At 37.1% G+C, this 26,190-nt stretch carries 34 protein-coding genes and 4 tRNA genes; 12 read left to right on the forward strand and 26 right to left on the reverse strand.

Features of this window, described 5'->3' with window-relative positions; all coding sequences use genetic code 11:
* Window positions 1-40: 40 nt before the first annotated feature.
* The 7 genes from PEDSA_RS19465 (at window position 41) to PEDSA_RS04780 (ending at window position 6,408) form a co-directional block, all read left to right on the forward strand.
* On the forward strand, window positions 41-505 hold the full coding sequence (locus tag PEDSA_RS19465) for a terminase gpP N-terminus-related DNA-binding protein (protein ID WP_013632021.1): 465 nt from the start codon (window positions 41-43) through the stop codon (window positions 503-505).
* Entirely contained in the window at window positions 498-2,006 is a 1,509-nt protein-coding gene (locus PEDSA_RS04755) for a hypothetical protein (RefSeq protein WP_013632022.1), read from the forward strand. Before PEDSA_RS19465 ends, PEDSA_RS04755 begins: the two co-directional genes overlap by 8 nt.
* A gap of 28 nt (window positions 2,007-2,034) precedes the next feature.
* The gene (locus tag PEDSA_RS04760) at window positions 2,035-2,343 is read left to right on the forward strand and encodes a hypothetical protein (protein WP_148233500.1); all 309 of its coding nucleotides are present in this window, start codon (window positions 2,035-2,037) and stop codon (window positions 2,341-2,343) included.
* Window positions 2,344-2,802, forward strand: a complete 459-nt coding sequence (locus tag PEDSA_RS04765; RefSeq protein WP_013632024.1) for a hypothetical protein — start codon at window positions 2,344-2,346, stop codon at window positions 2,800-2,802. It begins immediately after the preceding gene.
* A gap of 2 nt (window positions 2,803-2,804) precedes the next feature.
* Window positions 2,805-5,300, forward strand: a complete 2,496-nt coding sequence (locus tag PEDSA_RS04770; RefSeq protein ID WP_013632025.1) for a phage portal protein family protein — start codon at window positions 2,805-2,807, stop codon at window positions 5,298-5,300.
* Between the two features lie 143 nt (window positions 5,301-5,443).
* Entirely contained in the window at window positions 5,444-5,971 is a 528-nt protein-coding gene (locus tag PEDSA_RS04775; protein ID WP_013632026.1) for a phage virion morphogenesis protein, read from the forward strand.
* Window positions 5,971-6,408 carry a hypothetical protein gene (locus PEDSA_RS04780; protein WP_013632027.1) on the forward strand — a complete coding sequence of 146 codons (438 nt, stop codon included), beginning with the start codon at window positions 5,971-5,973 and terminating at the stop codon, window positions 6,406-6,408. The genes PEDSA_RS04775 and PEDSA_RS04780 overlap by 1 nt, the downstream gene beginning before the upstream one ends.
* Before the next feature lie 2 nt (window positions 6,409-6,410).
* Here PEDSA_RS04780 and PEDSA_RS04785 read toward each other — a convergent pair whose 3' ends face one another.
* From PEDSA_RS04785 to PEDSA_RS04820, 8 genes are all read right to left on the reverse strand, one after another.
* Complete coding sequence (locus PEDSA_RS04785) at window positions 6,411-6,959, reverse strand: retroviral-like aspartic protease family protein (protein ID WP_013632028.1); 549 nt, start codon at window positions 6,957-6,959, stop codon at window positions 6,411-6,413.
* Window positions 6,959-7,195, reverse strand: coding sequence for a hypothetical protein (locus PEDSA_RS04790; RefSeq protein ID WP_013632029.1), 237 nt, complete (start codon window positions 7,193-7,195; stop codon window positions 6,959-6,961). The genes PEDSA_RS04785 and PEDSA_RS04790 overlap by 1 nt, the downstream gene beginning before the upstream one ends.
* Window positions 7,196-7,272: 77 nt before the next feature.
* Complete coding sequence (locus PEDSA_RS04795) at window positions 7,273-7,476, reverse strand: hypothetical protein (protein ID WP_013632030.1); 204 nt, start codon at window positions 7,474-7,476, stop codon at window positions 7,273-7,275.
* A gap of 42 nt (window positions 7,477-7,518) precedes the next feature.
* A complete protein-coding gene (locus PEDSA_RS04800) occupies window positions 7,519-8,007 on the reverse strand; it encodes a hypothetical protein (protein WP_041536973.1) in 489 nt (162 codons plus the stop codon).
* 119 nt (window positions 8,008-8,126) lie between these two features.
* Complete coding sequence (locus PEDSA_RS04805) at window positions 8,127-8,708, reverse strand: hypothetical protein (RefSeq protein ID WP_013632032.1); 582 nt, start codon at window positions 8,706-8,708, stop codon at window positions 8,127-8,129.
* The gene (locus PEDSA_RS04810) at window positions 8,705-9,100 is read right to left on the reverse strand and encodes a hypothetical protein (protein WP_013632033.1); all 396 of its coding nucleotides are present in this window, start codon (window positions 9,098-9,100) and stop codon (window positions 8,705-8,707) included. Before PEDSA_RS04810 ends, PEDSA_RS04805 begins: the two co-directional genes overlap by 4 nt.
* The gene (locus PEDSA_RS04815; RefSeq protein ID WP_013632034.1) at window positions 9,100-9,867 is read right to left on the reverse strand and encodes a DNA adenine methylase; all 768 of its coding nucleotides are present in this window, start codon (window positions 9,865-9,867) and stop codon (window positions 9,100-9,102) included. The genes PEDSA_RS04810 and PEDSA_RS04815 overlap by 1 nt, the downstream gene beginning before the upstream one ends.
* Window positions 9,868-10,101: 234 nt before the next feature.
* Complete coding sequence (locus tag PEDSA_RS04820; RefSeq protein WP_013632036.1) at window positions 10,102-11,151, reverse strand: nucleoid-associated protein; 1,050 nt, start codon at window positions 11,149-11,151, stop codon at window positions 10,102-10,104.
* A gap of 87 nt (window positions 11,152-11,238) precedes the next feature.
* Here PEDSA_RS04820 and PEDSA_RS04825 point away from each other — a divergent pair, with 87 nt between their 5' ends.
* Window positions 11,239-11,472, forward strand: a complete 234-nt coding sequence (locus PEDSA_RS04825; protein ID WP_013632037.1) for a hypothetical protein — start codon at window positions 11,239-11,241, stop codon at window positions 11,470-11,472.
* Here PEDSA_RS04825 and PEDSA_RS04830 read toward each other — a convergent pair whose 3' ends face one another.
* From PEDSA_RS04830 to PEDSA_RS04880, 13 genes are all read right to left on the reverse strand, one after another.
* A complete protein-coding gene (locus PEDSA_RS04830; RefSeq protein WP_013632038.1) occupies window positions 11,473-11,901 on the reverse strand; it encodes an ASCH domain-containing protein in 429 nt (142 codons plus the stop codon).
* Between the two features lie 4 nt (window positions 11,902-11,905).
* Window positions 11,906-12,082 (reverse strand): hypothetical protein, encoded by a 177-nt coding sequence (locus tag PEDSA_RS20240; RefSeq protein WP_013632039.1) that lies wholly within the window; start codon window positions 12,080-12,082, stop codon window positions 11,906-11,908.
* A gap of 127 nt (window positions 12,083-12,209) precedes the next feature.
* Window positions 12,210-12,425, reverse strand: a complete 216-nt coding sequence (locus PEDSA_RS04835) for a hypothetical protein (protein WP_148233501.1) — start codon at window positions 12,423-12,425, stop codon at window positions 12,210-12,212.
* An 11-nt stretch (window positions 12,426-12,436) separates the two neighbouring features.
* On the reverse strand, window positions 12,437-12,784 hold the full coding sequence (locus tag PEDSA_RS04840; protein ID WP_013632041.1) for a DUF4406 domain-containing protein: 348 nt from the start codon (window positions 12,782-12,784) through the stop codon (window positions 12,437-12,439).
* Window positions 12,785-12,847: 63 nt separating this feature from the next.
* Window positions 12,848-13,477 (reverse strand): DUF3164 family protein, encoded by a 630-nt coding sequence (locus PEDSA_RS19470; RefSeq protein WP_013632042.1) that lies wholly within the window; start codon window positions 13,475-13,477, stop codon window positions 12,848-12,850.
* Window positions 13,471-13,632 (reverse strand): hypothetical protein, encoded by a 162-nt coding sequence (locus PEDSA_RS20245; protein WP_013632043.1) that lies wholly within the window; start codon window positions 13,630-13,632, stop codon window positions 13,471-13,473. Before PEDSA_RS20245 ends, PEDSA_RS19470 begins: the two co-directional genes overlap by 7 nt.
* Window positions 13,633-13,674: 42 nt before the next feature.
* Window positions 13,675-13,986, reverse strand: a complete 312-nt coding sequence (locus tag PEDSA_RS04850; RefSeq protein ID WP_013632044.1) for a hypothetical protein — start codon at window positions 13,984-13,986, stop codon at window positions 13,675-13,677.
* Window positions 13,961-14,305, reverse strand: coding sequence for a helix-turn-helix domain-containing protein (locus PEDSA_RS04855; protein WP_041536974.1), 345 nt, complete (start codon window positions 14,303-14,305; stop codon window positions 13,961-13,963). The genes PEDSA_RS04850 and PEDSA_RS04855 overlap by 26 nt, the downstream gene beginning before the upstream one ends.
* Window positions 14,299-14,748 (reverse strand): hypothetical protein, encoded by a 450-nt coding sequence (locus PEDSA_RS04860; RefSeq protein WP_013632045.1) that lies wholly within the window; start codon window positions 14,746-14,748, stop codon window positions 14,299-14,301. The genes PEDSA_RS04855 and PEDSA_RS04860 overlap by 7 nt, the downstream gene beginning before the upstream one ends.
* Window positions 14,745-15,398 carry an ATPase AAA gene (locus PEDSA_RS19475; protein WP_013632046.1) on the reverse strand — a complete coding sequence of 218 codons (654 nt, stop codon included), beginning with the start codon at window positions 15,396-15,398 and terminating at the stop codon, window positions 14,745-14,747. Before PEDSA_RS19475 ends, PEDSA_RS04860 begins: the two co-directional genes overlap by 4 nt.
* Window positions 15,399-15,400: 2 nt before the next feature.
* Complete coding sequence (locus tag PEDSA_RS04870; RefSeq protein WP_013632047.1) at window positions 15,401-16,300, reverse strand: ATP-binding protein; 900 nt, start codon at window positions 16,298-16,300, stop codon at window positions 15,401-15,403.
* Between the two features lie 9 nt (window positions 16,301-16,309).
* Entirely contained in the window at window positions 16,310-18,352 is a 2,043-nt protein-coding gene (locus PEDSA_RS04875; protein ID WP_013632048.1) for a hypothetical protein, read from the reverse strand.
* 13 nt (window positions 18,353-18,365) lie between these two features.
* Window positions 18,366-18,566 (reverse strand): hypothetical protein, encoded by a 201-nt coding sequence (locus PEDSA_RS04880; RefSeq protein ID WP_013632049.1) that lies wholly within the window; start codon window positions 18,564-18,566, stop codon window positions 18,366-18,368.
* Between the two features lie 115 nt (window positions 18,567-18,681).
* Here PEDSA_RS04880 and PEDSA_RS04885 point away from each other — a divergent pair, with 115 nt between their 5' ends.
* Both PEDSA_RS04885 and PEDSA_RS04895 read left to right on the forward strand, forming a co-directional pair.
* A complete protein-coding gene (locus PEDSA_RS04885; RefSeq protein WP_013632050.1) occupies window positions 18,682-19,371 on the forward strand; it encodes a S24 family peptidase in 690 nt (229 codons plus the stop codon).
* Window positions 19,372-20,060: 689 nt separating this feature from the next.
* Window positions 20,061-21,983, forward strand: coding sequence for a sensor histidine kinase (locus tag PEDSA_RS04895; RefSeq protein WP_041536975.1), 1,923 nt, complete (start codon window positions 20,061-20,063; stop codon window positions 21,981-21,983).
* Between the two features lie 26 nt (window positions 21,984-22,009).
* Here the strand turns inward: PEDSA_RS04895 and PEDSA_RS04900 are convergent.
* The 5 genes from PEDSA_RS04900 to PEDSA_RS04920 all read right to left on the reverse strand — a co-directional run bounded on the left by PEDSA_RS04900 (window position 22,010) and on the right by PEDSA_RS04920 (window position 23,027).
* Window positions 22,010-22,095 (reverse strand) — tRNA-Leu (locus tag PEDSA_RS04900).
* A 28-nt stretch (window positions 22,096-22,123) separates the two neighbouring features.
* A tRNA-Gly gene (locus PEDSA_RS04905) sits at window positions 22,124-22,196 on the reverse strand.
* Window positions 22,197-22,242: 46 nt separating this feature from the next.
* Window positions 22,243-22,328 (reverse strand) — tRNA-Leu (locus PEDSA_RS04910).
* Between the two features lie 26 nt (window positions 22,329-22,354).
* Window positions 22,355-22,427: transfer RNA gene (locus PEDSA_RS04915), tRNA-Gly, on the reverse strand.
* 90 nt (window positions 22,428-22,517) lie between these two features.
* Window positions 22,518-23,027 (reverse strand): regulatory protein RecX, encoded by a 510-nt coding sequence (locus PEDSA_RS04920; RefSeq protein ID WP_013632054.1) that lies wholly within the window; start codon window positions 23,025-23,027, stop codon window positions 22,518-22,520.
* Here PEDSA_RS04920 and PEDSA_RS04925 point away from each other — a divergent pair.
* Both PEDSA_RS04925 and PEDSA_RS04930 read left to right on the forward strand, forming a co-directional pair.
* Entirely contained in the window at window positions 23,026-25,509 is a 2,484-nt protein-coding gene (locus PEDSA_RS04925; protein ID WP_245546832.1) for a bifunctional UDP-N-acetylmuramoyl-tripeptide:D-alanyl-D-alanine ligase/alanine racemase, read from the forward strand. The two genes, PEDSA_RS04920 and PEDSA_RS04925, sit on opposite strands and share 2 nt — an antisense overlap.
* A 77-nt stretch (window positions 25,510-25,586) precedes the next feature.
* Window positions 25,587-26,183, forward strand: a complete 597-nt coding sequence (locus PEDSA_RS04930) for a DUF502 domain-containing protein (protein WP_013632056.1) — start codon at window positions 25,587-25,589, stop codon at window positions 26,181-26,183.
* Window positions 26,184-26,190: the final 7 nt, after the last annotated feature.

Consider the following 26,190-nt stretch of genomic DNA (forward strand, 5'->3'; position numbering starts at 1 on the left):
GGGCGTTTTCGGGGTTCTTTTGCTCAACAACTAAGGAATTATGGCAAAGGAAAAGACAACTACTAGGGCGAAATCAGGAGCAAACAAAGAAGCTCAAAAAGAACATGCCTACTACTTGTTTATGTCTAAAATCCCACAAAAGGAAATTGCATCTCGTGTGGGCGTTACAGAAAAGACAGTTACCAAATGGAAAGATGAAGGTGGTTGGGAAGCCAAGCGAGCAGCCAAGACCATCAGCATGGACGAGCTGGTTACAAAAGCTTTGGGCAAAATCAATGAGTTACTGGATAGTCCGGAGTTTAATGCCGATTCCTTTTCTAAAGCAGTTGCACAATTAAAGTCTTTAAAAACATCCAATACGGTTGATGATGAGATTATGACGTTCATGAGTTTTCAGAACTTTCTAATCCAAAACCGAATTAACGAAGGCTTAACCGAAGAGTTTATTAAACAAGTAGTTCGTCAGCAGGATAACTATATTCAAATACGTCTGGGCAATGGCTAAGAAAATCAATAAGGATATTCTACAGCGTTGGCAAGATCGTATTGCTTGGATTCGCTCGGCTTCCTTTAACAAAGAGGAGACCAGGGCAGAGAAAGATGCCCGTATTGCCAGAGCTAGGAAAGACTACAACTATTTTGTAAGTGAGTATTTTCCGCATTTAGCCAGAAAGCAAAACGGAAAGTTTCAAACTCAGGCAGCAAACTATCTTTTGCGTACCAAACAAACAAGGGCGCTTTTCGAGTGGGCTCGTGGTCATGCTAAGTCATCACATTTATCTCTTTTAATTCCGCTTTGGTTAAAAATTCAAGAGCCTAGAGAAATCAATGTAATGATATTGGTTTCTAAATCGCAAGATGCAGCCATTGGTTTACTTTCAGATTTACAGGCAGAGCTACAGTACAATGAACGTTATATCGCTGACTTTGGCTTACAGGTAAAAACAGGCGATTGGGCTGAGGGAAAATTCAGAACTACAGACGGCTGCATGTTCGTAGCTCTGGGGCGTGGCCAGTCTCCACGTGGTTTAAAAGACAGAGGCAAAAGACCGGATTATATTGTCATTGATGACATTGATGATGATGAAATCATTGGTAACAGTAAAAGAATTGGTAAAGCTTTAGACTGGTGTTTATCTGCCCTGTTTGGAACTATGGAGGGCGGGCGTGGCCGTTTTGTAATGGTTGGTAACCGGATAGGTAAAGACAGCATTCTAAGTAGATACGCAACCGCTCCGGGTTTATTCCACACCAAAGTAAACATCTTAAACAAAGAAGGGCTACCTAGTTGGATAGAGAACTATTCGCAAGAAGAAGTACAAGCCATGCGTGACTTTATTGGCGAAAGGCGCTTTCAAAAAGAGTACATGAACAACCCGGTTAACGAGGGGACAATATTCTTAGAAAAGCACATTCGATACGGTAAGATACTGGATTTAAAGTTTTACAAATCCTTAATCTGTTATACCGACCCATCTTTTAAAGATAGCTCAACAGCAGATTACAAGGCTACCATGCTAATTGGCAAAGCTCCCACTGGTGAGTATCATTTAATAAAAGCTTTCGCAGATCAGACCAGTGCATCTATGATGGTGCAATGGCATTATGATATCAATGATTATATCAATGGCAAAGTTCCGGTGCTTTACTATATGGAAAGCAATTTTTTACAGGATTTAATACTGGAAGAGTTCAGAACCGTTGGCAATTCGTACGGCCATCAAATCCCAATTCGTGGAGACTCCAGAAAAAAGCCGGATAAGTTTAGCCGTATCGAAGCCATGCAGCCACTTTTCGAGCGTGGTTTAATCATCATTAACGAAAAGGAGAAAGATAGCAATGGTGTAAAGGTTTTGGTTGAGCAGCTTTTGATGTTTGAAAAAGGAAGCCGAACAAATGATGATGCTCCAGATGCTTTAGAAGGTGCAGTATTCCTATTGAACAAAAGAACGCAAACATCGCAAGCCAGCTATGCTTTTGGCAGGCGATCTAATCACAGATTTTAAACCGCATTTAAATCAAATTTCAATACAAATGAAAAAGTCTTTAAAACGTATCGGAGTTGTAGCAAGCGCAATAGCTGCTACTTTGTTGGCCACTCCAAAAACACAGGCTACAACCACACATCAGGTGCAAGAGCAGAAAGCTGCAAGGTTAGATAATCGTACTAAAAAAACGGTGCATGTAGAAAATCACCGGAGCGGTTTAGACCTGGTTACACATTACCCAAAGGTTGGACTTTCTCCCAAAGAGTACGGTATGCGCTTTGGCAATGGCAAAAGCCGGAAAGGCAAAACCAATTTTAAAAGATTGTCTCACCAGTACAAAGTTAGGAGGCGATAAATGGCATTTCTAACCATTCAAGAATTAAAGACAGTAGCCCGTCAGGAGCATGTGCAGGTAATTGCCAGTATGGATGACATGATCATTCAGGAATGCATCAACTCCGGTATTACCGAGGTGATGAGCAGGCTAACACCTTCTACAAAGCGAGTTGCTTATGATGGCCGCACTCGATACGATGTGCAAGCCATATTCACAGCAGAAGGGAACCAACGTAATGCTTTGATTTTAGCATATACGAAAGTGGTTGCACTATGGCACCTTATCATCAGAGGTAATGCAGGTGTGCATTATGAAGTAATAGAAGCCAGATACGACAGAGCTATCGAATATTTAAAAGACTTGGCATCAGGAGATGCTACAGACTTAACACTTCCGGCTTTACCAGAAGAAAGCGAGGAAACAAACAAGCCTTTGCCTTTTCGCATGGGGAGCAGGAAAAAATTTAATCACGAGTAACAATGGCAACAGCAAAAACAAATAGTAAAATAGGCAAAGCCACACCTGCAAGGGTATTGCCTTGGAAACTAAAGAGCGTAAGTCTAAGCAGGCAAGATATACAAAGCTGGAAGCGAGCGGAGGCAATGATACTTAATGCCGAGGAGCCGAGATCTTGGCCATACCAGTTATTGCTTAAGGAAATAATGAAAGATGCGCATTTGACTTCTCAAATTGAAAACAGGAAGAATCAAATTGCATCTGCCAATTTCAACATTAAATTAAATGATGAGGTTCAGGATATTGCTACCAAGAATTTAAGAAACTCTCTGTTCTATGGCTTTTTAAATAATGCCATGTTTGATAGTGAGCTATTTGGGAATAGCTTGATAGAGTTCGAGTATAAATTGGGCAAGCTTGATGCTAAATTAATCCCCAGAACAAATGTTGTTCCTTCCAAAGGGCTATTTTATACGGACTATACCGATGATCTAAACCCCGTAAAATACCGGGAAATCAGGGAATACGGGAATTGGATTATAGAGTTTGATTCTGGTGAGATAGGCCTTTTAAACAAAGCGGTACCACATGTTTTAATGAAACGCTTTGCGCAATCTTGCTGGAGCGAACTTTGCGAAATATATGGTATTCCGCCAAGGGTATTGAAAACAAACACCCAAGATGCCGGAATGCTTGCCCGCAGTGAAAGCATGATGAAAGATATGGGTGCCGCTGCTTACTTCATTATTGACGAAACCGAGGAATTGCAATTTGCACAGGGCGTGGCAACAAACGGAGATGTTTATAAAAACCTAATGTCCGTTTGTAAGGAAGAACTATCGTTGTTGATTTCTGGGGCGGTTTTAGGTCAAGATACCGAACACGGCACCAGAGGCAAAGAACAGGTTTCTCAAGATATCCTTTGGTTATTGGTACAGGCAGATATGCGGATGATTGAGCGGTACTGGAATAATACCGTTATTCCGGCATTGGTTAATATTGGCTTTCTTCCCGAGGGTGTAACCTTTGAATTTGAACAGGCAGAGGATACCAATAAACTCTTTGAATTTGTTCAAAAGCTATTGCCTTATTATAATATATCAGCTGAATGGATAAAAGAAAAGTTTGGTATTGAGGTAACAGAAAAAACAAAGGAATTTCCCGAGCCGGATCCAGCCGACCCCAATAAAAAGAAAGGAGAAAAATTAAGTTTTTTTCCCCAAGCCCCGTGGGTGAGCGGGGCAGTTCACTCGTGTTGCAATCACCTCACTTTAGCGGCATTACCGAGTAACCAATGGAGCGATGATGAACTGATAAAGCGCTTTTGGGATGCTAAAGGCGAATTGTCATTTGATATCGGTTTGTTCTATTATACTGCCAATGTTTTATTAAAAGGTTTTAAACAGGGATGGCAGGAAGGTAAAGACGTTAAGCTCGCGGCTATGAGCTTGGAGTATGGCAAAGATGATCCTGCCATGCTTACCGCTTACGAGATGAATCTCTTCAGGTTTTCTGCTGCTAAGACACTGGCCGAGGCGCAAGAGCTTAACCGCCTGTTTAGGGACTCCACCAGTTTCGAACAATTTTACCGGAATGCGAGTTTAAAACTTAAGGTTTTCAATAAGGAATGGCTGGAAACTGAATATAACAACGCTATTGCCGTAGGTGCAGCATCCAGTACTTACCAACGGTTAATGGCCAACACAAAAGTATTTCCGTACTGGCAATACAAAACAGTACAGGATGATGCAGTAAGACCAGAACATCAGCTGTTGCATGATATTGTTCTTCCTTATAATGATCCTCGTTGGAAATTCATCTTTCCGCCCAACGGTTGGAAATGCAGATGCTTTGTTATCGCTAAAATGAAACATGAAGTAACCAGCGAAGACATTAAACGCTCACGTGAGTTGGTTGATGGCTTTTTGGAAAGTGCCGAGTTTGAAAAAGCAAAAGCACAAGGCTGGGGAGTTAACCGGGCAGATAGTGGCGAAGTGTTCACGGCAAATCAGCAATACATTAATAAATTTCCGACACATGGAAGCCGGGAGATTAATGACTTACTGCCTCAGCATTGGGACTTAGATTCTTATGCTAAGCGGGTAAAACAAGCAACCGAAGAGCAACCGATATACGGAAAAACCGCTAAAGAATGGTTTGATAGCTTGGAAGAAAGGGACGGATTAAAGATTATTGAAGACTATAAAAAGCGGCCTTTAATAGTAGATGTAAATGACTTCAATAAACATACTGATGCTAATAGCAGAAAGTACAGTCAACGCTACAAACTATTAGATGCCGTTACTGAAAGTCTTTTACAGCCTGATGAGGTTTGGCTAAACGGTGATGATCTGCGCAGTCTTGTATATATTAAGTTTTACAAGGATAAGGTACTCGCTATTAATGTAAGTACAGATAAAGGCAAAGGATTGCGCTTATTGAGCTGGTTTAATTTGGCTGCTACTAAGCAAACTTTAAATAAATGGAGAGCGGGTTTATTAATCAACTATAAAAAGTAAGCCTCAGCAATTTGTATTACTGAGGCTTATTGCAGGCTAACGCTTATTTAACATTTGTCTACGTCCGAGCCCCCGGTTCACCTGCTGGGTGTTGGCATCAGACTTTATAGTTTAATCTAAGCGCTTAATACAAATATACTTATATGTCTAATCAATTTCAAATACAGCTTGAAAACTTCTTTGCTCGATTTAACCAACACTTTGACGAAGCCGTACCCACTATTATTGCCGAAACAGCTAATGAGTATTATCGTGAAAGCTTTGTAAAGAAATCATTTGATGGTAAACCGTGGCCAGCGCTAAGCAAGAACTACAAACCCAAAAGAGGTACTATGATGGTTCGTTCGGCGAATTTAATTAATAGTATTAGACCAGGTGTTGTATCACCTTCTTTAGTAACATCAAGGGCTGGAAGCACAAAAGTACCTTATGCTAGAGTACATAATGAAGGCGAACAGATCAGCAGAACTGCAAGGTCTGAAACCTTTATGCGGAATAGATACAAAGCTGGAAACAAAAAGGGAAAGTTCAAGCGTGGAGCTACATACAACACCAAAGGTTATACTTTTAAAGCTTATAGCTATAATATGCCACAGCGCCAATTTATGGGGCATGCCAAAGAATTGAACCAGCGAATTGTAAAACGCATTATCTCTTATACCATATTATAATGAAAGAACTTTTTAAATTTCTAAGAACCCAATTAAAAGAGATACCAGGTATCGCTTGGGTTGATAAAGACAAAGGTCAGGTTTCTAAGTTTGCCATGCGCCCGCCAATTGCATTTCCTGCTGCGCTGATCAAGATTGATTATCCCAGAACAGAGACCATGCACAAGAAAAAGCAAAAATGCACAGTCCGGATAAACGTTAAAATAGTTTGGGATTATGAAGGCAATACCGATAGTGCTATCGAAGAGCAGGAGCTGGAACAGAGCTTGGCTGAATTTGATTTGCTTGATGATGTTTACAACAAACTACAGGATAGTATTGATATCAGCATTTTTAACAAGCGTTTAGACCGTGTTAGCCAGCTTGAAGAGGTGCGTAATGATGGCTTGATGGTGGTTAATATGATGTTTGAGACTGTTGTGTTTGTGGGGTTGTAATCTCAGGCAATCCCGCAACATCTTTTATACTTTTTCCCACTTCCACAATTACACAAGCTGTTTCTATGTTGCAGAGCAATTACTTTGGCAGGCTTTTGGCTATCTTGTACAAAATCTATATGCTCCACAGAGGGTACTCGAAAAGAACACATTGTTTTTCCTTGATAATTAGAAATTGAAAAATCTCCTTGCATTATAATATCCATACCTATTAGTACATCAAAACCATTTAAAATTCCTTCAGATACCCTAATAGCCATAAACCCTACATTGTTTGGCAGATGAATATTAATCAAATAAGTATTAACAGTGCTATTACCATTTGCATGACTTACGTTAACTTTACCTATAGGTTTTAAACCAAGCCTTTTAACAACATTTGAGGATATCACAGTATTACTGGCCCCTGTATCCCAAAGTCCAGCAAAACTGCCTACCGGTGGATGTGTATTTCCACTTCTAGGGTCAAATGCTATACAGATGCCACAGTCAGTAATGATTTGATTAACTAGTCTATTTGGGGAATACGTGAAAGCGCTAGATTTACTCATTATGCAAATGTGACTCTTGAATGGAAAGTTTGAGTGTATGAACCTTTTCCAGATTCGCAAAATTGGATTAGGAATGTCCCCGGCTCATATTTTTTTGAGGTTTCAAAATACGCCTCCTTTTCAGATGAATAAGAACCAAGAACCTCTTGATTTTTGATCACTATAAATGTCTGGCCATATTTTGCTACTAACTCAGATTGATTATTTAAATAATAATCGAATTCTTTTTCTAACATACTGTGTTTGTAAGTATTAAGTGTGACAAAAATAATATAAGTATTGTAATATACAAGTAATTTGCACTATTGTTTTATTAAAACAAACTCAACTGATTCTTATACTCACTAGGTTTTAACCCTTTCAGGTTCATCCACTGGCGGTAAGAAATGTAAATATTATGTTTAGGGAAGACTTTAGCCACAATTTTGGTATCCGGGATATCAGGCTCTTTCACCTCTTGGTAAACAGCCATGATGTGAGATACTTTTTTTAGGTAGTTAGTTCTGTGGTAAGCCATTAAACAAAATTATATTCTGTTTAATGGCAAATATAAGAAATATTATATCTTAATTAAATTAAAATCTTTGTCTGCATAGTAAGTGAGTGTGTCAGCCACGTTACCAGACTTTGCCTTTACTTTAATAAATGCAGTTGCTTTATATAGGGGTTTCGGTTTCTCTTTTTCAGACATTTCAATTCTTAATAGGCTGTCTTTTTTTAAATAGTAGATAACAGAATCGTATAATGCTTGTCCTTCATTTTTTGAATTAATCATCTTTAGCTCTGCTTGTTTATAAAGAGGATTATCCAAACCAAATACAGCGTATTCTAACATTTTACTTCCATATCTTTGCATTTCTTCTTTATGTATTTTTATTTTATTTAAAAAGTCGTCTTGTTTATCAATTAGTTTACCGAGCCTAATACTATCGATGCTTAGTTCATTAACCTCACTAAATTTAATAACGTCACAATTTAAAACCTGATAGTCACTTTCATTGGCTTTGAAATAGTGATCATCTATATTGGTTCTAATTGCTGTTTTCATTTTTTCCTCGGGTGACAAACTGCAAGATGACAAAAGACCAATTAACCCGAATGTTAGTAAATAATTTCTCATAATTTAGGTAACAAAAAAGCCCCGACAACATTGCCGAGGCTTTAAAGTTAATTCCAATCAACCGTATTACCAAACCTATCTTTTACAGGCTTAAAACCCAAACCACGCAGATGCGCCCAATACTCACTTAAATTCTTTCCTTTTAGTTTGATCTCGTATTCACGATCATATTTATTAGGGTGATTTGTTTTCGGTTGATCTGCTGATTTCATCTCCTGCAACAACACATTGTAATGCTGTAATAAGTTAGTAATGCTGTGTTTTCCCTTAAACAAGAAGTTTTCCGATTTAAAATAGTGCTTCAGTATCTCTTCGGTTATTTTAAACTCCTTAATTCTTGCACCGTCTATACGGCTGGCTTTATATGGTATGCCATGTACCTCTTTGTACATACCGCAAAACAAGGCTATCTTTTTGTTTGGTGGCAACAGTTCGCTAATGGTAAAACCTAAAGCTTTCATTACATCCAGCTTATCCTCCTGATAAGGAATAGTCATCATCAGCGTGTCGTATGTATCGGGTTTTAAAGGCTCTTTAAAGTCCATTTCAATCATGATTAAATAACCATTAACAAAACCGAGTTTTAAAGAGCCTAACCCTCTTTTACTGGTTAGTTCGTATGTTGTCATTTGTGTATGCCAGATAAATATTGAGAATAAACTTTTGCTTCAAAAACGGTAAGCAGAACGTTAAGCTCTGCCTCGTTTAAATCGTTTAGCTTTTTGCGGTACTTCTGTTTTAAGCACCAGTTATCTAAAGCTTTTACTATTTGCAGTGTGGTTGTTCCCCAGCGCATTTTGCCAGCCAATGAAATAAACTTTTTGCGCTGTGCATCTCCGGGCTTTGGTTTAAAATCTCCTTTAGATAAAGCTTTTAATCTGGCTTCCAAATTTTCTACTTGGTAGTCTGTCAAAGAGCGGAGGCTGTCTGTTTCGCCTCCGGTATATTCTCTAACTACATCTTTGTAGTCTAGTTGGTGTGCTTTGCATATTGCGAATATGGTTGTGTATGTTCTAGCCATTAGAATAGTTGGTTTTGAGGTTTGTAATTAAGAATTAGTATTTCTATCCTTCTGTTCTTAATGTTTCTACGTTCTCCAATAGGTACGATAAATAAATTTCGTTTCTCAGCTTCTTTTAAAACTGTGTCGTGGTTAAATTCACTCATGGCGCAATTAATACCACAGTTTAACATCAGATCAAGACAATCTATAGTGTCGGAAACGCTCCAATTTGGAACGTTGTAAAAATGTTCTGTATCTAGGTAAACTGGATCCAGATAACAAAAGCAATCTTCTTTAACCAAAAGACCTTCAGAGAAATTGATCTTGTTGATGACTTGACGAAAATCATAATTTGTAATTTGATAGTCTCCAAGTCTCTCTAATGTGCTACTTATATTATTTAAGATGTTTTGCTTTACATTACTTATCCCTATTCGCAAAGTATCGCCCTTTCCTAGATAAGTAAAATTAGAAAGTAGAAGAAAACGGCAAGCTTTGGTAACTGGATCTATTTCTTTGTTTTCCTTCCAGAATTTCAACAAAGTTGTAGAAACTGGCATTTGTTTGAGTTCGCACTCCAATGCTGTCCTACTATTTTTTAGTACCGTATACAAATTGAATACTTCGTCATCGAAATCATTTAGAACTGCATATCTAGGCCTAGGCATATTGAAGAAAGCACCACCAGCACCAAAGAATAACTCTATTCTCATTTTATGAGGCATAAAATATTTATAGATGTCTGCAGCGTGTCTTTTTTTGTTTCCTAATCTCGTAAGTATCATTTAGAATAAATTTTTAATTAATTTCGCCCTCGATGATATTCATCGTTTTCATTTCAACAGCAGATATATGTGCCTTGATCTGTGCTGTTGCTGCTCTTATCGAAATTAGAGACAGAATTGTGGGTAGAAAGTAATTGTACATAGTTGCTTTGTTAGATTAAAAGTGTAGAAAATAGATAATTTGAAGCATGAGATCGTAAGAGAGGGGAATAAAAGCCCCTCTCGCTTTTTATATTAATTTTCCTCCTGAAAATAAACCTTATAAAAGTTCATCCCTTTCTCTTCATCAAACCCTCGTTCTATTTTTTGCTTAGCCCCATGTATATGGATTTGGTAATCCTTATCTAGCTTAATCACTTTCTTAAACTTAGATTGTTGCTTTTTCACCGCATTAGAAGAAACCTCAAATGTTTCTGGTATTGGCTGTCCATAATCTTCGCTATATTCGTCTAATTTACCTTTTAGCATATCGGATGCCTCTTGATTTCCGATTACTTCCTCGGCAAATTCCTCCCATTCAAAGCTTTCTCTCTCTTTAAAGTATTTAATGGACTTATTTAGTAAAGCTGCTTTATCGGTTTGGCTAATCTCGAAATTATCATCAATATCATGTCCTATAAACTGCTTAATAACCGATAGACAATTTTGCGTAACATTAAAGTTGTCATTTCTAACTGAAAGGTTTAAAAAGTCATCTTTCCAGTAAATTGCAGCATCACCTTTAGAATTGTTTGTTTCGTCTACAATAACAACTTTATAGCCCTGATCTTTATCAGTGTTAAAGATTAAACAGCCTTTTTCCAGTTTATGTGTGTTTATTGCTTGCTCTTCATAGTCAACTGCAAAGCCGTCACCATCTGGATGAACCTTTAGATAGGACTCTTTACTTTCTGATTTAAAGATGCCAATAGCCCGATGCAGCTCACCTTCAATTTGCAGATTGTCGAACAGCGTAAAATAAACCTCACCGCCTTTAATTTTCGGGTGGTTACATGTATTATATAATACACCTGTTAACTCCTTTGTTAATTTGACAAAGTCTATTTTATTAGTGAAATATTCCTCAATAACGGGCTTTACTTCGCTATGATCTGAGAAGCGGTACACTTGCTGTACCTTCTGGAATGGAGTTAAGAAATAATGCATTAACAGGTTGACCAATGTCAATGACTGGTCTGAAATGCTTATCTGTTTATCCGTTGCAACAAAACTCTCATCTTGTAATTTGTTGCCTACTTTGTTTATCACTAACTTTTCTAAGTTAGTTTCGAAAAATGTTACCATATTTTATAACTGTTTTTGGTTATATTTTAATTTATTACTGAATTCGGTTATATATTACTTTGGTTCTACTTTTGCGCTGTTAATGCTATGTCTCATTCGCCATATACCTTTAAAGCTGCTTTCGGTCATATCGATAAAGAAGTAACAATAGATTTGTCTAATGGCCATGTTATATACATTATTATCGATGGCATTAAGATGTGTACTGTTCTCAGGCACACAACCGGTTGGGCTTTCATTTTTAAAAACTCTGAAAAGTATACCTTGGATGACGAAGACGCTCTTAAGCAACGTATATATGATATATTTGATAAAATGTAACTAGCCGTGCCAGTCCCATAGACTCAGTTTACCTCTTACGTTTAGAAGCGGCTCTGGAAACAAGAATGCATCCTCAAACACCCAATTGTATGTTGGTTTATGATAGAACCCTGCACCGCTAGGATCAATCAATGTTTTAATGCTTTTTTCCGCCCAGATACTACTATGATTAATAGTACAATCAACCAGATTTGCTTTGCCTATAATAGCACCGTGAGGAACATTGTTATAGTGCCAATCGTAACCGTTTAAGCGTAGCCATTCGCCAACTGTTGAGCCGTCAGGCATGAAACCATCAAACACGGTATCTAATCCGGCATGAATTAATATCTCACCTCTGTAATTGGTTTTCCAAGAACGATTTTCTACATCCTTTATACCGTTAGCGATTAAGCTCGCCCACGGTTGTTTGATTGTTAGTGTTTTCATTTACCTATTGCCAATTATGTGCTTTACATTTCTTACACTCCAGTATCTCTTTGTTGTGAGTATGCCCTTTGCTTTCAAACTCATGATTGCAGACCTTTTGCAAGCTTAGAATTGCATTTTTAAAATCTTCAACTTTTCGCTCGTGGTAGCTTAGTTCGTTTTCCAGCTCTTTAATGGTCATCTTATCAGCCTCCTTTCAATTCGGTCTTTTGCGGATGGTTTAATACTGTGGTCTATTTTAAGTTTTGGTTTAACCTCTTCGCATTTCTTGCAACCAGTACCCAGACTGATTGCAAGAATGATAATGATTAAGGTTCGCATGGCGATATATTAAGTAGCAACAAGTCTTCTTCAGTTGCTTTTCTGAAATAGGTATCTGTATAAAACCATGTTCCAAATCCCCAAAGGCCATCAGTTTCGTCTACCTCTCTGGTTTCTTTAACTTCAACCATTAACACCATTCCCGCAAACCATACTTTTTTATGATAGAATTTACCTGTAAGCGCTATAGTTCTATTCTTCATGATTCCCATATCTAAAGCTTATCAAGTGACACAACAGGGATACCTAATTGTCCGGCAATAGAAACCTCCCAAGAAGCACCAGGGCTATCTTTCCAATTTGGAAGTGTAACGACTAAATCAGCTTTCGGCAAAAGAGACACACATATCTTCATTGCCTCTTTCCAGTCACACTCTGGATGCACAATTCGAGCGGGGTTTATTACTTGATTATTTCGTTCCAGCTTTATCTCAGCTTTAAAGAAGTTCATCTGTACTTCTTCATGAGGAAGCCCGGTTACTTTTCCGGCTATGTAGGCAACTGGTCTGCCATCACGGGCAAACAGTTGCGGTAATTCTTTAATTGTTTTTACTTTTGACATAAGATTATTATTAGTAGTCTTTAATTATGCGGAGCTGGGGTGGTGCTTAGCTCCGCTGTTTTGTTATACACTTGCAAAATTTAGCTGAACATTGATGTACTCACCAGCAGCATCTTTAATGAAAACTTGGTGATACTCTTTTGATTTAGGTCTGCGTATGGCCTGCTCAATCAAATCCATAGCTTTATGATAGCGCTGGTCTGGAACTTTGGACTTGTGTCGTTTAAGCCCAAGAATTTGTTTAGTATCGAAATTGCCCTTTGTATTAGAAAACGCATCAGTCACCATCTCAGCAACCCAGTTATCAACACCAGACAGATTGTCTTTAAACATCTCGTCCAGTTCTCTTTTGGCTAGTCCGAGGGTATTCTCGTCAAAAGTGATAGCTTCTTTAACAGAGCAAACAATTTTGATAGATCGGTCAAAGTTGTATATAGTTATACTGCCTTTCCCTTTGCCCAGCTCGCTACCTTTCTCTTTTACAAAAGCATCGTACAGCTCATCAACCTCTTTACTTAAAGCGGTTTTAAATGCCGTTAAAGCTTCGTTTAAATTAAGTGCCTTCTGGGCGTATTTAGCTGTAAAGCGTTCAGCTTTGCGCTCGTAATTAGTAGTTCGGTTGTAAGGTATCGCTGTACCTGCCTCATCCGTCCACTTTGGACTATTTGGCTTTTGTTGATTTATTTTTAACATTGTTTTTCGTTTTTAATTTCCTGTTCCAGTTTGTTGTATTTCTCTCTTAGCGCAAGTCGTTCCTCTACATTTTGCGCAGGTGTATTTATTATCAGCTCTTTTAGCTGGGCAAGCTCTTGCTCTTTGCTTGGCTTGGTATTCTTTTCTGCATTCATTTCCTATGAGGTATATCGATATGACAATTAGTAAAGCCAGCTCTAGCATGTCTTTTTGTTTATCTGTTGAATAATATTGTTAATAGATACCGCTTCTGAACCTTCAAGCTCTACATTTGGGGAATTCTTACAGTGAGCGATAAAAGACAGAGCCGAGGCATGAGAAATATTAATACTGTACTTCTTCTTTACCATTACACCTGCTAGTTTTACTTTGATGATCAGCTCAGAAAGATTGGCAAAAATAATTTTGTTATAGATATTGCCTTTCTTCAAGTTCTCATCAAAAGTCAAATCCAGAAAGCCGGATAGTACCAGCATTTCCTGCTCAGTTAGTTTTAATGTTATTTTCATGATTTGTAAGTTTTTGGATTTGGTTCTTTAAGTTTTCAAAATCAACTCTTAACATTTTATTCTGCTCTAAATCGACAGAAAGAGTTACCAGTCCGTATATTACAGTTGAATAGTGTTTATTGAATATGTTCCCAATCTGGTTCAAAGTCATGGAAAGGGAATACTTTAGAAAATGAAAGCATAGATTCCTGGCCTGTACCAACTCTTGATGCCTTGCGGAGCCAAAACATTCCGACATATCTACACGACGTTGTTTGCATACCATTTCGATTATCGACATTGCCGATATCGGTTGCGGCTTTTCTTCAATTCTTACCATTTTGATGATTTAAATACAAGGTCCATAACCTGATTAATTGCCGTTAGAAACTCAGGATCATTAGCCAAACGATGAGCGGAGTGGATGAATAGATATTCCTGTTCATCATTAGAAGAATCTAGTTCCTGAAAGACGAATGATCCATCTGGTGCCAACAGCGTTCCGCTATCCTGCACCATCGCTTGATCTAATAAGTCGCATTTAGTTCTATCATTCCATTCATTAATAAAAAAGCCTCTGAATACCGGAGATAGACGTAACTGTTCAAGTACTACAGGAGTTTCATAAAACAACCTGTGCAGTGTATCTTCATAGCAAGCATATTGATGATTGCAGTATTGGTCTGGTGTCCAGTTCAACAGATCGCATACCTGTTGCATAATAGAGTTGTTGTACTCTTTAGCTCTTGATACGTGTGTGGTGGTTTTGGTTAATGTTTTCATGCTTCCTCAATTTTTACACCGTGATACAATTGTGCTTTTTCTTCGTCTACATAGATTTCACCGCCCGGACATCTACCAAAAACAAATGCAGTTAAACCTGTAACTCTAATGATAACATCTGCCAGTCTTTTAGCCAGTTTAGCAGTTGCTGTATATGGTTCGCCACTATCTTCGTGTGCGATAATGATAAATAGTACATTAGGGTATTGGCGTTGTAGCTCTCTTAGTTTGCCATTTTTCAATTCATCTGCATATACTGTGGCATTATCTAAAAACACCACTTTAGGTGCGTTACGCTGCTTCAATACTTCTTCAATCAATTCGATTTCTAGGTATTCATAATAGAGCAACTTCTTTAAATCGGAAGGCAAACCAATACGTTGTAAGGTGTTCTGGAAATGTTGAGATATCCCTTCCTCAGCACTTACGTAAAGGCACTTTACTATTTTAGCCAAGGTCAAGAAAAGCGATAAAGCAAACCATGTTTTCCCGTTTTTCTCGTTACCGTAGATAATCCAGATACCGCCCCGGGTGGGCGTTCCTAATACGTCACGCCAAACACCTTTAAGGGTATCAAAAGTTTTAAATTTCTTGTCTAATACATTGGCCGTACTCAACAAGCGTAGTTTACGTTTAGTGGGTTTGGTCATGATTATGCGTTATGAAGTATGATTAATGATTCAGCTCTTCTTAATCCGCTAACGTTGCCTTTCTTGTCCGAAGTGATACACTTGTTGACGATAACGTCTAGCTTAGATTTATCTCTGATATTAGCACCGATAACCTGAGTAATAAGTGTACGGTAATACTCTTGGCGCTCATATTTACCAATAGGAACAGTAGTCGTGAACTTTTCAGAAAAGCGAGAGAATATCTCTGCAAAGCCTTCTTTATCTCTGGCTATACCTGCAACAAGCTTTCTTCTAAATCCATTTGCGCCCATAAGGTACCAGCCGCAAAAGCCTTCGGTACCGTTCCAAAGTGCCTGTATCTCTTCAAAAGCATCTTTGTTAAGCTTTCCGGCTTCGTCAACTATTACAATAGGATTAGGAAGCGTAATTAAGTAGTATTTAATGTTTTCAAATACGTCTATATAGCGACCATTATGGTTTAAGCCCATAGACTTAGCCAGGTCTCTTACAAACAATTGCTTTGTTTTTGTTTGGCTTGCGTCTATATAAAAGCAGTTTTTAAGCTTTTTGCTCAGGTATTTGGCCGTGTGGGTTTTGCCGATACCGCATTCATCAACACATATACGGCTTTTAGCGTATTTCTGGCAAAACTCAACATCTTCTTTAATGGTTTTAAAAACCACCGTTTCAACGGTATTCCAATTTTTCTCTCTTGGAGACACGTCTAATAAGCGACCAAGATTTAACCATTCATCTTCGCTGATTAGGCGTTCACGCTCTCCGTTTTTTAATCTGCTAAATATGGCAGCAGTTAAACCGAACTGAGCGGCAAACTTGCCATCTGTAGTAGTGTAATTCTCTCGTCTCGCAAGCAAAGCCTGTGCGATACGTTCTTTAAATTGTGGTGTAAGCTTTTGCATATCTTTTATTTAAAATCTGTCCTCTAATGATTGTTCAAATGTTTCATAGGTGGTTGGTGTAGGTTCGTCAAACTCTACTGATGGCATGATAGCGACATTCATGTCGTTACCATCTGCAACCGTTCTTTGCCTTTTATTTCTAATAGTAAATGTTTGTCTTGGTGCAGGTTCATTTTTAAGAACCGTTATCTCTGCAATGGCTTGCTTTTGTTTTCTTCCAAAGCTTTCAATTGTTGCCACATAAGCACTCATCAACGCTCTGTTTTCCAAATCCTCTGCTGTACGCTCTGCTGTAGCTCTGTTATAGGTAGGTTTTGCAATTGCTTCGCATACTGGTTGCGAACCAATAAACACCAGGGCTTTCAGTATTTCGCCATCGTTGCCATCCAACCAGTAAACATCTACATCCTCGCCATCAACACGTTTCATCAGGTTTACCAGCGTTTCGCCTGTAGCTATCTTTCCGTTATCACCCAGCAAAAACTCTTTGCCCTGTAAGCGAATAATACCAACATTCACGCTCGTTTCTGTTCTATAGCCAATGTGCGGCAGAAAAGCAAACCAGTTAATAGGCTTGGTATCCGGGTTCTGCATTTGGCAGAAATACTCCCATCTGGAAAGGTTTTTATTGGCTACATGAGGTTTGTTATTCCACTCCTCAATTTTATTCTCAGAGTTATCAATGATATCCTCATATGGCAATTGTGGGATTTTGGTTGTATCAATGCCCGGCTGATTACTTTCTAAAGAGGCGTGAGGTCTTGGAATCCATCCCTCCAGCTCTTTTTCGTATTCGTATCTCATTGTCCTAAAATCTCTCTCAATACGTTTCCCTCTAGCGTTGTTGGCCTCAATACGCACATGCTCGAACATTGCGCCCTCTTTTAGGAAAGTATTAACAAAGGAGCTATTTAAGCTCATCTCTGCTTCTAGCTCTAAAGGCAGGTTAAATCCCCATTCAGAATAGTTCCGTACCATCTGGCGATAGAACTCTGTTATAATACCTTCTTTAGTTTCGCCATAAACCCAGCAAGTAAATGCTTGGCTCGCCAAATCAATGCCCATGTAGAACCAAACACGTTTGCCATTTAAAGCTTTAAAAGGCGGCTGTCTATCATCAATTGAAATAATTGAATTGGCGAATTTTGGACGCTTTAAAGAGTGGTAGGGCTTAAATTTACCCATTAACTGCTGACGATTTCCAGAGCGCACCGCATAAGTAGCTATTTTGTTTTCCCATTTGATGAGATAAGCTTTTACAGTTGCATCAGAAAGTTTTTTAAACTCTTTCGGATCGTAAAACTCACCCGTTTCATTGTCTATAATTTGACGGTAACCGCTTAAAAATGCTTCATACTCACGATGCACCTCTGTTGGTGACGGTTTTCGTTGCTTGTCAGCAAAAAGCGCATTAAGAAGCGTTTCAGTACGCTCATCAACCTTACGGCTATTTTGGTTCTTATGCTTAGCACTGATCAGTGATGAATAATTGAAATTTCCACCATTTTCAAAAGCCTTTAAAGCAGCTTTAAACCTCGGTAAAGAGCTTGGGAGGTTATGCTCAACGTGATGCTTTTTTAAAAGCACTTTATTGAAGCTCTCCACATCCGAGCAGATCGTTTGAGCTATACCAACTATAGAACCTCTTTTACTTCTACGCTCTTTAATTCTTGCCTCACGCAAGGCGATAGCAGATTTAAGCATACTGGCATTGGTGATATACTGCTCTTGATGCTCTTGGCTCAAGTAAGTACCATCATCAAACTGATAAGTAGAGAAGAAGCGAACAGCATCGGCATCAGTCTTATAAAAACGTTCCATGATATGCTCGCATTTGCGTGGGTCTGGTAGTTGCTCTTTTATTTCCATTGGTAAGCTATCAAAGTCTATCAGTAATTGACGGCCATTACCGCCAATCATTAACTTTTTAAGACCATAACCTCTTTGTTGCGCTCGTTGTATTGTAGAACGCAAAGTGTTCTCTGTTTTAAAGAACTTCGGTACCAAAGCATCTTTGGTTACCGCTATTTTTCCTCCAAATTCAAACACCATAGTTTAATTTATTTTATCGTTTATGATTAGATAAGGCTTCTTCAATCTTAACAACAGCTTCGTTGTAGGCCTTTTTAACTTCATCTGGCATGATCCCTGCTTTCGTACCGTCAATACACCAGCGGATATAGGTCTTAGAGTAACCGAACTGTTTTGCTACATGATCTATAGCTACAGGGTTGTACGAGTTTCTTTTTTTACTACTTTTGTTCATTGCCTTATTAGTTGCGTTATTAGAAAATGTTTAATATTTCGTTTTTAGTACAACAAATATATTAAGATATATTCTAATAAAACAAATAATAAGTAAGATATATTCTAATTTCTATATGGGAACACTCGAAAGAATTAAGCAATTTATTGATTCAAAAGGTATTACGAATCAGAAGTTTGAGAAGGAAGTTGGTTTTTCAAATGGCGCTTTTTCATCCCAATTGAAAAACAACAGGACCATAGGAGTAGATAAATTAGAAAATATCTTAAAAAAATATCCTGAATTAAATCCAATTTGGGCTCTTACAGGAAATGGAGATATGTTAAACATGGAATCTCTTTCTGAAGATAACATTGTCACATATGGAGAAAAAGATAAAAAAAGAGAGATACAAAATATACCATTGTATTCTATTACTGCCAGTGCCAGTATTTTAGAGCTTTTCTCTGATCACAACCGAACAATTCCTATTGATTACATCAGAATACCAAACTTACCCAAATGTGATGGCGCTATTTACATAACCGGAGATAGCATGTACCCTTTACTTAAATCGGGGGATATGGTGTTTTATAAAAATATATTAAACAAAGACAATATTATTTGGGGTGAGATGTATGTTTTATACATAGATAATGATGGAGATGAATACTTTTTCACCAAGTATCTACAAAAATCAGAGAGACCAGGTTATGTAAAATGTGTATCTCAGAATCAACACCATCAACCTGTTGAATTCCCTATTGGTTCAATAAAAGCACTAGCTATTGTAAAAGCATCTTTACGTGTAAACAGCCAGATATAACATTTTCAAAATCAGGCCTCATAATATTCATGTAACACACTAATAATTAGATATTTAAAATACAGACGCCAATTATTGCGACATGTATTATAGGGTAAATAAATGCACATTTATGTGCAAATTACACAATTTTAAAGCGTGTAAAGCATATTGTAATATCATTAAAAACACATTGTTTGCACCTCCAACTGCATCTCCAACTGCATCGGCAAATATATTTTTACCAATTTTCCGGCATTTTTTTATTTTAATTAATTGAGGTTTCAATCGCATTTAAACAGTTATTAAATGTTGTGTTTTTGCCGCTTTTTAGACGTTTTAAGCCACTTTATTACTGTAAATAGTAGTAGCGCATGTTATTTGGCTGGGTTAGCTTTAAATAATGGTACCGTAATGGTAGTAAATGGTAAAATGTAACGTTTTGTTTTTTTGCCATCCAGCACCGTTTTTGCATAAAAAAGGCGGTTAACACAATCATTAACCGCCTTTTTTATCAATTTTCCGTTTTGCCGTTTTATATACAGTTGGTTTTAGCCCTTATAATTTATTTAAATTAAACGTTTGAAGATATATGTTTTTTTAACTTTTGTTATTCATTGCTACTGAATAGGTTTCTCCAATAGAAAATAAAAGGAATGATACGTAATGCTCTAATTTTATTTGTTTTCTTAATAAAATCTTTGTACTGGATGCAAAGTAGTGCTGCTGAACAGGGGGCCAGACTATTGGTTAATAAAGTATATTCTTATCCTGACAGAGCTGGTAATTTAACCGTGGATGATATAGTAAGTCTTCCACAAAACCAGTTTCGCCTCAATAAAGGTCAAGTTTTTAATGGAGGTACAAAAGGAGATATATGGTGGTTAAAGATTGTATATGAAAATCCCGGAAATGCATCTGCGTATCTTGTCTTCGGTTATGGAAATGTAGATTATTTGGACATTTATTATAAAAATACACAAAATAAATGGGTGCATATTCGTTCTGGTACATTTGGAGATTATTCGTCCCGCGCTATTCTTTCTACCGAATTTATACATAAGTTACCTGATTTATCCACAGCAGCCGGAAATAATATTTATGTCAAGGCAAAGTCTGTAAATACCCTTATTTTACCTGTTAAGATGGAATCAGAAGAGGCTTTAACCTCTATCTTAATAAATAAATACATAAAAGAGGGGTTGTGTATTGGTATTGCAACTTTTATATTCTTCATAAACATTTTTATGTATTCCCTAACTAGGCGTAAAGAGTATATTTATTATTTGCTTCGGGTTGTGTTTTTATTTTATCTGTATGAAGTATTATATTTTAATGCTTACTCTGCCTTAATTGGAGATAAATTTCATCAATTTATACTGATTTATGCTCAGGCTTTTGTTGCATTGGGGTTCATTTTTAGTATCAGGTTTAATAACCTTTTTCTAAACTTAAAAACAAATCTTCCGCAGGCCAAGAAGTTTTTCGATGTGATCACATTCTTTTGGGTAGCTTTGTTTTGTTTAACTGTTATTGGCGATAATAGGTATTTTACCAATACCTTTACTCATATTTTACTCCTTGTAACTTCGTTAGCTATACTTATCTCTAGTTTTTATATCATAATCAGGAAAAACTATAAGAGCGGAGATAATTTTATTGGATTGTATGTTTTAGGATGGCTTCCGATACCTCTATCCTGTACCTACGTTGTCTTGGCATTGAAAGGTGTTTTTGAACTTGAAGAGAACAGTATTAAAATGTTACTGATCGCTTCTATTTTGGAAGGTGTCTTTATATCTCTTGCTTTAATTGGGAACAATATAAAAATGCTAAATAAAGGTAAGCTTGAAGCAGAATTACGTAATTACCAACTTGTAAAGGAAAGGAACCAGTTTTTAGAGGAAAAAATAAAAGAAAGAACTCATGAACTGCAAACATCAAACGATTTCAAAAATAAACTTATCTCTATTATCTCTCATGATTTGAGAAGCCCCTTATCTAGTTTGAACTTAACGCTTCAGTTGGCTTATAAACTGGAAGCAAGTCAACTATCAAAAATGCTTGATAATATTAGAAAAAATACAGAAACTGTAAGAACGACGATTGATAGTTTACTGAATTGGGCAGTGCAACAAATGAATATGGAGAAGAGCCATCCGGAGCTTATTGAGGTCGAATCATTTATAAATGAACAGATAAATGTTTACCGAGAGCTCATGACTTTCAAAGATCTTAGTTTCAGTATAGTTTACAGTGATAGTTTTAAGATTTTTGTAGATAAAGGGCAACTAGCTCTTGTAATAAGGAATTTGATAGACAATGCTATTAAGTTCACACCCCAAAACGGTTCTATTGATGTAATCATCAGTGGTTCTGAACAAAAAGTACAATTTGCAATATGCAATACTGGCAATGCAATTAGTAACGATACCATTGATCGGATTTTAAATTCTAATGAAGTTTTGGGAGAGTCTTACGGGACGTTAAGAGAAAAAGGGGTAGGGTTAGGCTTGCAATTGTGTAAAGAGTCTCTTAGAAATATGGGAAGTGAGTTGTTTATCGAAGGAATATCTGAAAATTCCATAGAAAAAACGGTTTTTTCATTTGAAATTCAAAGAATGAAAAGTTAAAAGGATTTGATAGAATGGTTTAAGAGTACTGAAGGCGGGAATCGAACCCGCACTCGCTTTAGGGCGAACAGGATTTTAAGTCCTGCGTGTCTACCAGTTCCACCACTTCAGCTTGTTTCAACCCGAAGGATAAAACTAAGAGCGAAAGACGAGATTCGAACTCGCGACCCCAACCTTGGCAAGGTTGTGCTCTACCAACTGAGCTACTTTCGCTAATAATATTTCAAAAATTTTAATCTCCACGTCTCCGGAGATTTAGTACTGAAGGCGGGAATCGAACCCGCACTCGCTTTAGGGCGAACAGGATTTTAAGTCCTGCGTGTCTACCAGTTCCACCACTTCAGCTTGTTTTACCTTTAGATAAAACCAGGAGCGAAAGACGAGATTCGAACTCGCGACCCCAACCTTGGCAAGGTTGTGCTCTACCAACTGAGCTACTTTCGCTTATTTTAAAGATCGTTCCCCGTTTGCGGGAGTGCAAATATAGATAGAAAAATACATTTTGCAATAGCAAAAACTAAAAAAAGCATACATTTATTCTAACTCATTATTACTCAATGCTAAAAAAATGAGATTACTTTCGTATCCTTTGCTTAAGGCATAATTATATAACTTGTTTTTACTCTTCAAATCACGTTTTAAACCTAACTCGGTGCGTTTTTTATCAATTAATTCTTTTAATACGTCTAAATATTCTTCTTCTATAATTTCAGAAAATGCCTTTTTTATGAGGGGTTCAGGTACGCCCTTCAATTTAAGCCCCTGCATTATTTTTCGTCGACCCCATTTTTTTATTCTGAATTTTCCGGAAACATATGCTCGGGCAAACCTCAATTCGTTTATAAAGTTTTCTTCAATTAGATAGGCAATCAAATTTTCGACGTCTTGGGTAGACAAGTTGAATTTATACAGCTTATCTCTGACTTCTTGTTGGCTTCTTTCTTGATATACGCAGTATGACTCTATCTTTACCCTTGCTTCTGCATAAGTATAGACCTTCCCGATTTTTTTGTCTAACATTTTGTTAAAATTAGTGTATTTCATGAATTATATCCAAATTTGTATTATCATGAAGGAGTTTACCTATAGCATCGAGCAAATATCTGCCTTGATAAGTGAAAAATCATCTTTACCCTTTCCAAATCAAGTAATCCATCGTCTATTAACAGATAGTAGAAAAGTAACAGAAACAAAAAATACACTGTTTTTTGTGTTGAAAGGAAGAAAGAATGCTCACCATTATATAAAGGATCTTTATCATAAAGGTGTACGCTCCTTTGTTTATTACGATCAAGGTTTTGATATAACGAACTTTCCCGATGCTAATTTCCTTTACTCTCCGGATCCATTAAGAGCTTTGCAAAATTTGGCTGCCGTTCATCGGGGAAAATTTAGCTTTCCGGTTATTGGAATCACAGGCAGTAACGGAAAAACGGTTGTTAAAGAATGGCTTTATCAGCTATTGGCTTATAAATATACGATTGTTAGAAGTCCTAAAAGTTATAATTCTCAAATAGGTGTTCCGCTTTCGATATGGAAGATGGATACTTTGTATAATCTGGCAATTTTTGAAGCAGGTATCTCTCAAACGGGAGAAATGGAAAGGTTAGAGAAGATTATAAAACCAAGTATAGGTGTTTTTACGAATATAGGTTCGTCTCATGATGAAGGATTTTCTGATAAAGAAGAAAAAATAGCAGAAAAATTTAAGCTGTTTGCGCATGTAAATAAATTGATTTGCAACAAAGAATTCTCAGAATACGCTCCTCAATCGGTAGATTTATACACCTGGAGTTTGGACGATAATACTGCTAACCTTTATGTGAAAGAGATTAGTGTTGAAGATACTGGAACATCCATAAAATCTACTTATGAAGACAGAGAAATAAGTATAAAAATACCCTTTAAAGATAAAGCTTCAACAGAGAATGCGATAACCTGTCTTTTGGTTATGTTGGTGTTTGGATATAGCGAATCGGAGATTGAAGATAAAATGTCCAAGCTGCATCCCGTAAAGATGCGTTTGGAAATGAAGAGTGGAATTAACAATACTTCAATTATTGACGATTCATATAATTCCGATTTGTCTTCGTTGGAAATAGCATTAGATTTTCTAAATCATCAGCAACAGCATCAAAACAAAACTTTGATTTTGTCTGATATTCAACAATCAGGTTTAGATGGGCAGCAACTTTATCAAACTGTAGCCAGATTATTGGAAAGCAAAGGAGTTGATAAAGTGATTGGTATTGGAGAAGAAATATCAAAACACCAAAATCTGTTCGGGTCAAATAGCTCGTTTTTTTCAGATACCAGTAACTTTTTAGATAAGCTCGACTTGTCTGCATTTAGAGACGAAACAATTTTGCTAAAAGGAGCAAGAACATTTGGTTTCGAAAAAATAAGCAGTGCGCTCAGTCAACAGGTTCATGAAACCATTCTGGAGATTAATTTAAACGCCATGGAGCATAATTTAAATTATTATCGCTCTAAGTTAAAGCCAGGAGTGAAACTAATGACTATGGTGAAGGCATTCGGTTATGGCAGCGGTAGTTTCGAAATAGCGAATCTGTTACAATTTAATCATGTCGATTACTTGTCAGTTGCATACGCCGATGAAGGTGTTACGTTAAGACAAAACGGAATTACCCTTCCAATTATGGTCATGAGTCCAGAAATTTCCTCGCTGGAGGCTATAGTGAAACATCAGCTGGAACCAGAGATTTTTAGTCAATCTACATTGGAGGCTTTTAGTAATTACCTGCAAAATGCGGGGATAAGTAATTATCCCATCCATCTGAAATTGGATACAGGTATGCATCGTTTGGGATTTATGCCTGATGAACTGGACTTTATTGCCGATTTTATAAAAACAAAAAATACTGTTAAAATACAATCTGTATTTTCGCATCTGGTAGCAAGTGAGTCTCCGATACATGATGATTTTACTCGCCAGCAAATTTCTATAATAAAGGATTTTACGAATAAATTGGAGCAAAGAATAGGTTATACTTTTATAAAACATATTTGTAATACGTCCGCTATAACCAGATGGCCTGAAGCGCAATTCGATATGGTGAGATTAGGAATCGGATTATATGGTGTAGATAATTTTTCTGAAGATGACGAGAATCTGGAACAGGTAGCTGTATTGAAAACAACTGTTTCACAGATAAAACAGATAAAAAGGGGAGAAACCATAGGTTATGGAAGAAGAGGGGTAATGCCTGAAGACGGACAAATAGCGACTGTTAAAATAGGCTATGCGGATGGTTTCTTAAGAGCTTTGGGAAATGGTGTTGGAAGTATGTTTATCAATGGCGAGGAGGTTTTCACCATTGGCAACATTTGTATGGATATGTGCATGTTAAATATAACCGGGAAAAATGTAAAAGAAGGTGATGAAGTGATTGTTTTTAACTCGCAGAAAAGACTGTATAAATTAGCTGAAAAACTAAATACTATTCCTTACGAGATATTAACAAGTGTATCGCAAAGAGTAAAAAGAGTGTATTATTACGAATAGATTCCAATATAGCCCATTAGTGAAATAAGTCGGATAAACCCTTGGTTTGTTGTGACCAAAGGTGAAAAATAAAAAAAATGAAGAGAATAATTAATGCTTTTATTAGATATTGTATTAAAGGTTTATTGCTGATATTGCCAATTGGAGGTGCGCTTTTTTTACTTTTTTGGGGTTTTTCCACATTAGATTCCTTTCTGAACTTCAGCGATAGCTTTTTGATAAATCCAGAAACGGGCAAGCCATTGTATATTCCCGGACTGGGAATATTATCTGTTATTGTAGTCGTTTTCGTAGCGGGTATAGTCGCCACGTTGTTTATTACCGATCCAATAAATGCCTGGATAAACAGACAAATAAATAAAGTACCCATCCTGCGTTTTCTGTATTCCTCTGTAAAAGACATAACAGAAGCCTTTGTAGGAGACGAGAAAAAATTGAATGAACCCGTATTGGTAGAGTTGAAGGAAGGTGTTAAAAAAATAGGTTTTTTAACTCAGAAAGATCTAAAGGTTATAGGCCTTGATGATGAAGTCGCGGTATATTTTCCCTGGTCTTATTCATTTGCCGGTGAACTGATAATTGTAAAAAAAGAACAAATAAAGCCCCTAAATGTATCATCTGCACAGGCTATGAAATTTATTGTTTCGGGCGGTGTTACTTCTATGCAACAATAAAGAGGCA

It is taken from the genome of Pseudopedobacter saltans DSM 12145 (genome assembly GCF_000190735.1).
Lineage (GTDB): Bacteria > Bacteroidota > Bacteroidia > Sphingobacteriales > Sphingobacteriaceae > Pseudopedobacter > Pseudopedobacter saltans.

Coding starts and splice junctions, on each gene's coding strand:
- PEDSA_RS19465 (WP_013632021.1), top strand. CDS start 41: ATGGCAAAGGAAAAGACAACTACTAGGGCGAAATCAGGAGCAAACAAA.
- PEDSA_RS04755 (WP_013632022.1), top strand. CDS start 498: ATGGCTAAGAAAATCAATAAGGATATTCTACAGCGTTGGCAAGATCGT.
- PEDSA_RS04760 (WP_148233500.1), top strand. CDS start 2,035: ATGAAAAAGTCTTTAAAACGTATCGGAGTTGTAGCAAGCGCAATAGCT.
- PEDSA_RS04765 (WP_013632024.1), top strand. CDS start 2,344: ATGGCATTTCTAACCATTCAAGAATTAAAGACAGTAGCCCGTCAGGAG.
- PEDSA_RS04770 (WP_013632025.1), top strand. CDS start 2,805: ATGGCAACAGCAAAAACAAATAGTAAAATAGGCAAAGCCACACCTGCA.
- PEDSA_RS04775 (WP_013632026.1), top strand. CDS start 5,444: ATGTCTAATCAATTTCAAATACAGCTTGAAAACTTCTTTGCTCGATTT.
- PEDSA_RS04780 (WP_013632027.1), top strand. CDS start 5,971: ATGAAAGAACTTTTTAAATTTCTAAGAACCCAATTAAAAGAGATACCA.
- PEDSA_RS04785 (WP_013632028.1), bottom strand. CDS start 6,959: ATGAGTAAATCTAGCGCTTTCACGTATTCCCCAAATAGACTAGTTAAT.
- PEDSA_RS04790 (WP_013632029.1), bottom strand. CDS start 7,195: ATGTTAGAAAAAGAATTCGATTATTATTTAAATAATCAATCTGAGTTA.
- PEDSA_RS04795 (WP_013632030.1), bottom strand. CDS start 7,476: ATGGCTTACCACAGAACTAACTACCTAAAAAAAGTATCTCACATCATG.
- PEDSA_RS04800 (WP_041536973.1), bottom strand. CDS start 8,007: ATGAAAACAGCAATTAGAACCAATATAGATGATCACTATTTCAAAGCC.
- PEDSA_RS04805 (WP_013632032.1), bottom strand. CDS start 8,708: ATGACAACATACGAACTAACCAGTAAAAGAGGGTTAGGCTCTTTAAAA.
- PEDSA_RS04810 (WP_013632033.1), bottom strand. CDS start 9,100: ATGGCTAGAACATACACAACCATATTCGCAATATGCAAAGCACACCAA.
- PEDSA_RS04815 (WP_013632034.1), bottom strand. CDS start 9,867: ATGATACTTACGAGATTAGGAAACAAAAAAAGACACGCTGCAGACATC.
- PEDSA_RS04820 (WP_013632036.1), bottom strand. CDS start 11,151: ATGGTAACATTTTTCGAAACTAACTTAGAAAAGTTAGTGATAAACAAA.
- PEDSA_RS04825 (WP_013632037.1), top strand. CDS start 11,239: ATGTCTCATTCGCCATATACCTTTAAAGCTGCTTTCGGTCATATCGAT.
- PEDSA_RS04830 (WP_013632038.1), bottom strand. CDS start 11,901: ATGAAAACACTAACAATCAAACAACCGTGGGCGAGCTTAATCGCTAAC.
- PEDSA_RS20240 (WP_013632039.1), bottom strand. CDS start 12,082: ATGACCATTAAAGAGCTGGAAAACGAACTAAGCTACCACGAGCGAAAA.
- PEDSA_RS04835 (WP_148233501.1), bottom strand. CDS start 12,425: ATGAAGAATAGAACTATAGCGCTTACAGGTAAATTCTATCATAAAAAA.
- PEDSA_RS04840 (WP_013632041.1), bottom strand. CDS start 12,784: ATGTCAAAAGTAAAAACAATTAAAGAATTACCGCAACTGTTTGCCCGT.
- PEDSA_RS19470 (WP_013632042.1), bottom strand. CDS start 13,477: ATGTTAAAAATAAATCAACAAAAGCCAAATAGTCCAAAGTGGACGGAT.
- PEDSA_RS20245 (WP_013632043.1), bottom strand. CDS start 13,632: ATGAATGCAGAAAAGAATACCAAGCCAAGCAAAGAGCAAGAGCTTGCC.
- PEDSA_RS04850 (WP_013632044.1), bottom strand. CDS start 13,986: ATGAAAATAACATTAAAACTAACTGAGCAGGAAATGCTGGTACTATCC.
- PEDSA_RS04855 (WP_041536974.1), bottom strand. CDS start 14,305: ATGGTAAGAATTGAAGAAAAGCCGCAACCGATATCGGCAATGTCGATA.
- PEDSA_RS04860 (WP_013632045.1), bottom strand. CDS start 14,748: ATGAAAACATTAACCAAAACCACCACACACGTATCAAGAGCTAAAGAG.
- PEDSA_RS19475 (WP_013632046.1), bottom strand. CDS start 15,398: ATGACCAAACCCACTAAACGTAAACTACGCTTGTTGAGTACGGCCAAT.
- PEDSA_RS04870 (WP_013632047.1), bottom strand. CDS start 16,300: ATGCAAAAGCTTACACCACAATTTAAAGAACGTATCGCACAGGCTTTG.
- PEDSA_RS04875 (WP_013632048.1), bottom strand. CDS start 18,352: ATGGTGTTTGAATTTGGAGGAAAAATAGCGGTAACCAAAGATGCTTTG.
- PEDSA_RS04880 (WP_013632049.1), bottom strand. CDS start 18,566: ATGAACAAAAGTAGTAAAAAAAGAAACTCGTACAACCCTGTAGCTATA.
- PEDSA_RS04885 (WP_013632050.1), top strand. CDS start 18,682: ATGGGAACACTCGAAAGAATTAAGCAATTTATTGATTCAAAAGGTATT.
- PEDSA_RS04895 (WP_041536975.1), top strand. CDS start 20,061: ATGCAAAGTAGTGCTGCTGAACAGGGGGCCAGACTATTGGTTAATAAA.
- PEDSA_RS04925 (WP_245546832.1), top strand. CDS start 23,026: ATGAATTATATCCAAATTTGTATTATCATGAAGGAGTTTACCTATAGC.
- PEDSA_RS04920 (WP_013632054.1), bottom strand. CDS start 23,027: ATGAAATACACTAATTTTAACAAAATGTTAGACAAAAAAATCGGGAAG.
- PEDSA_RS04930 (WP_013632056.1), top strand. CDS start 25,587: ATGAAGAGAATAATTAATGCTTTTATTAGATATTGTATTAAAGGTTTA.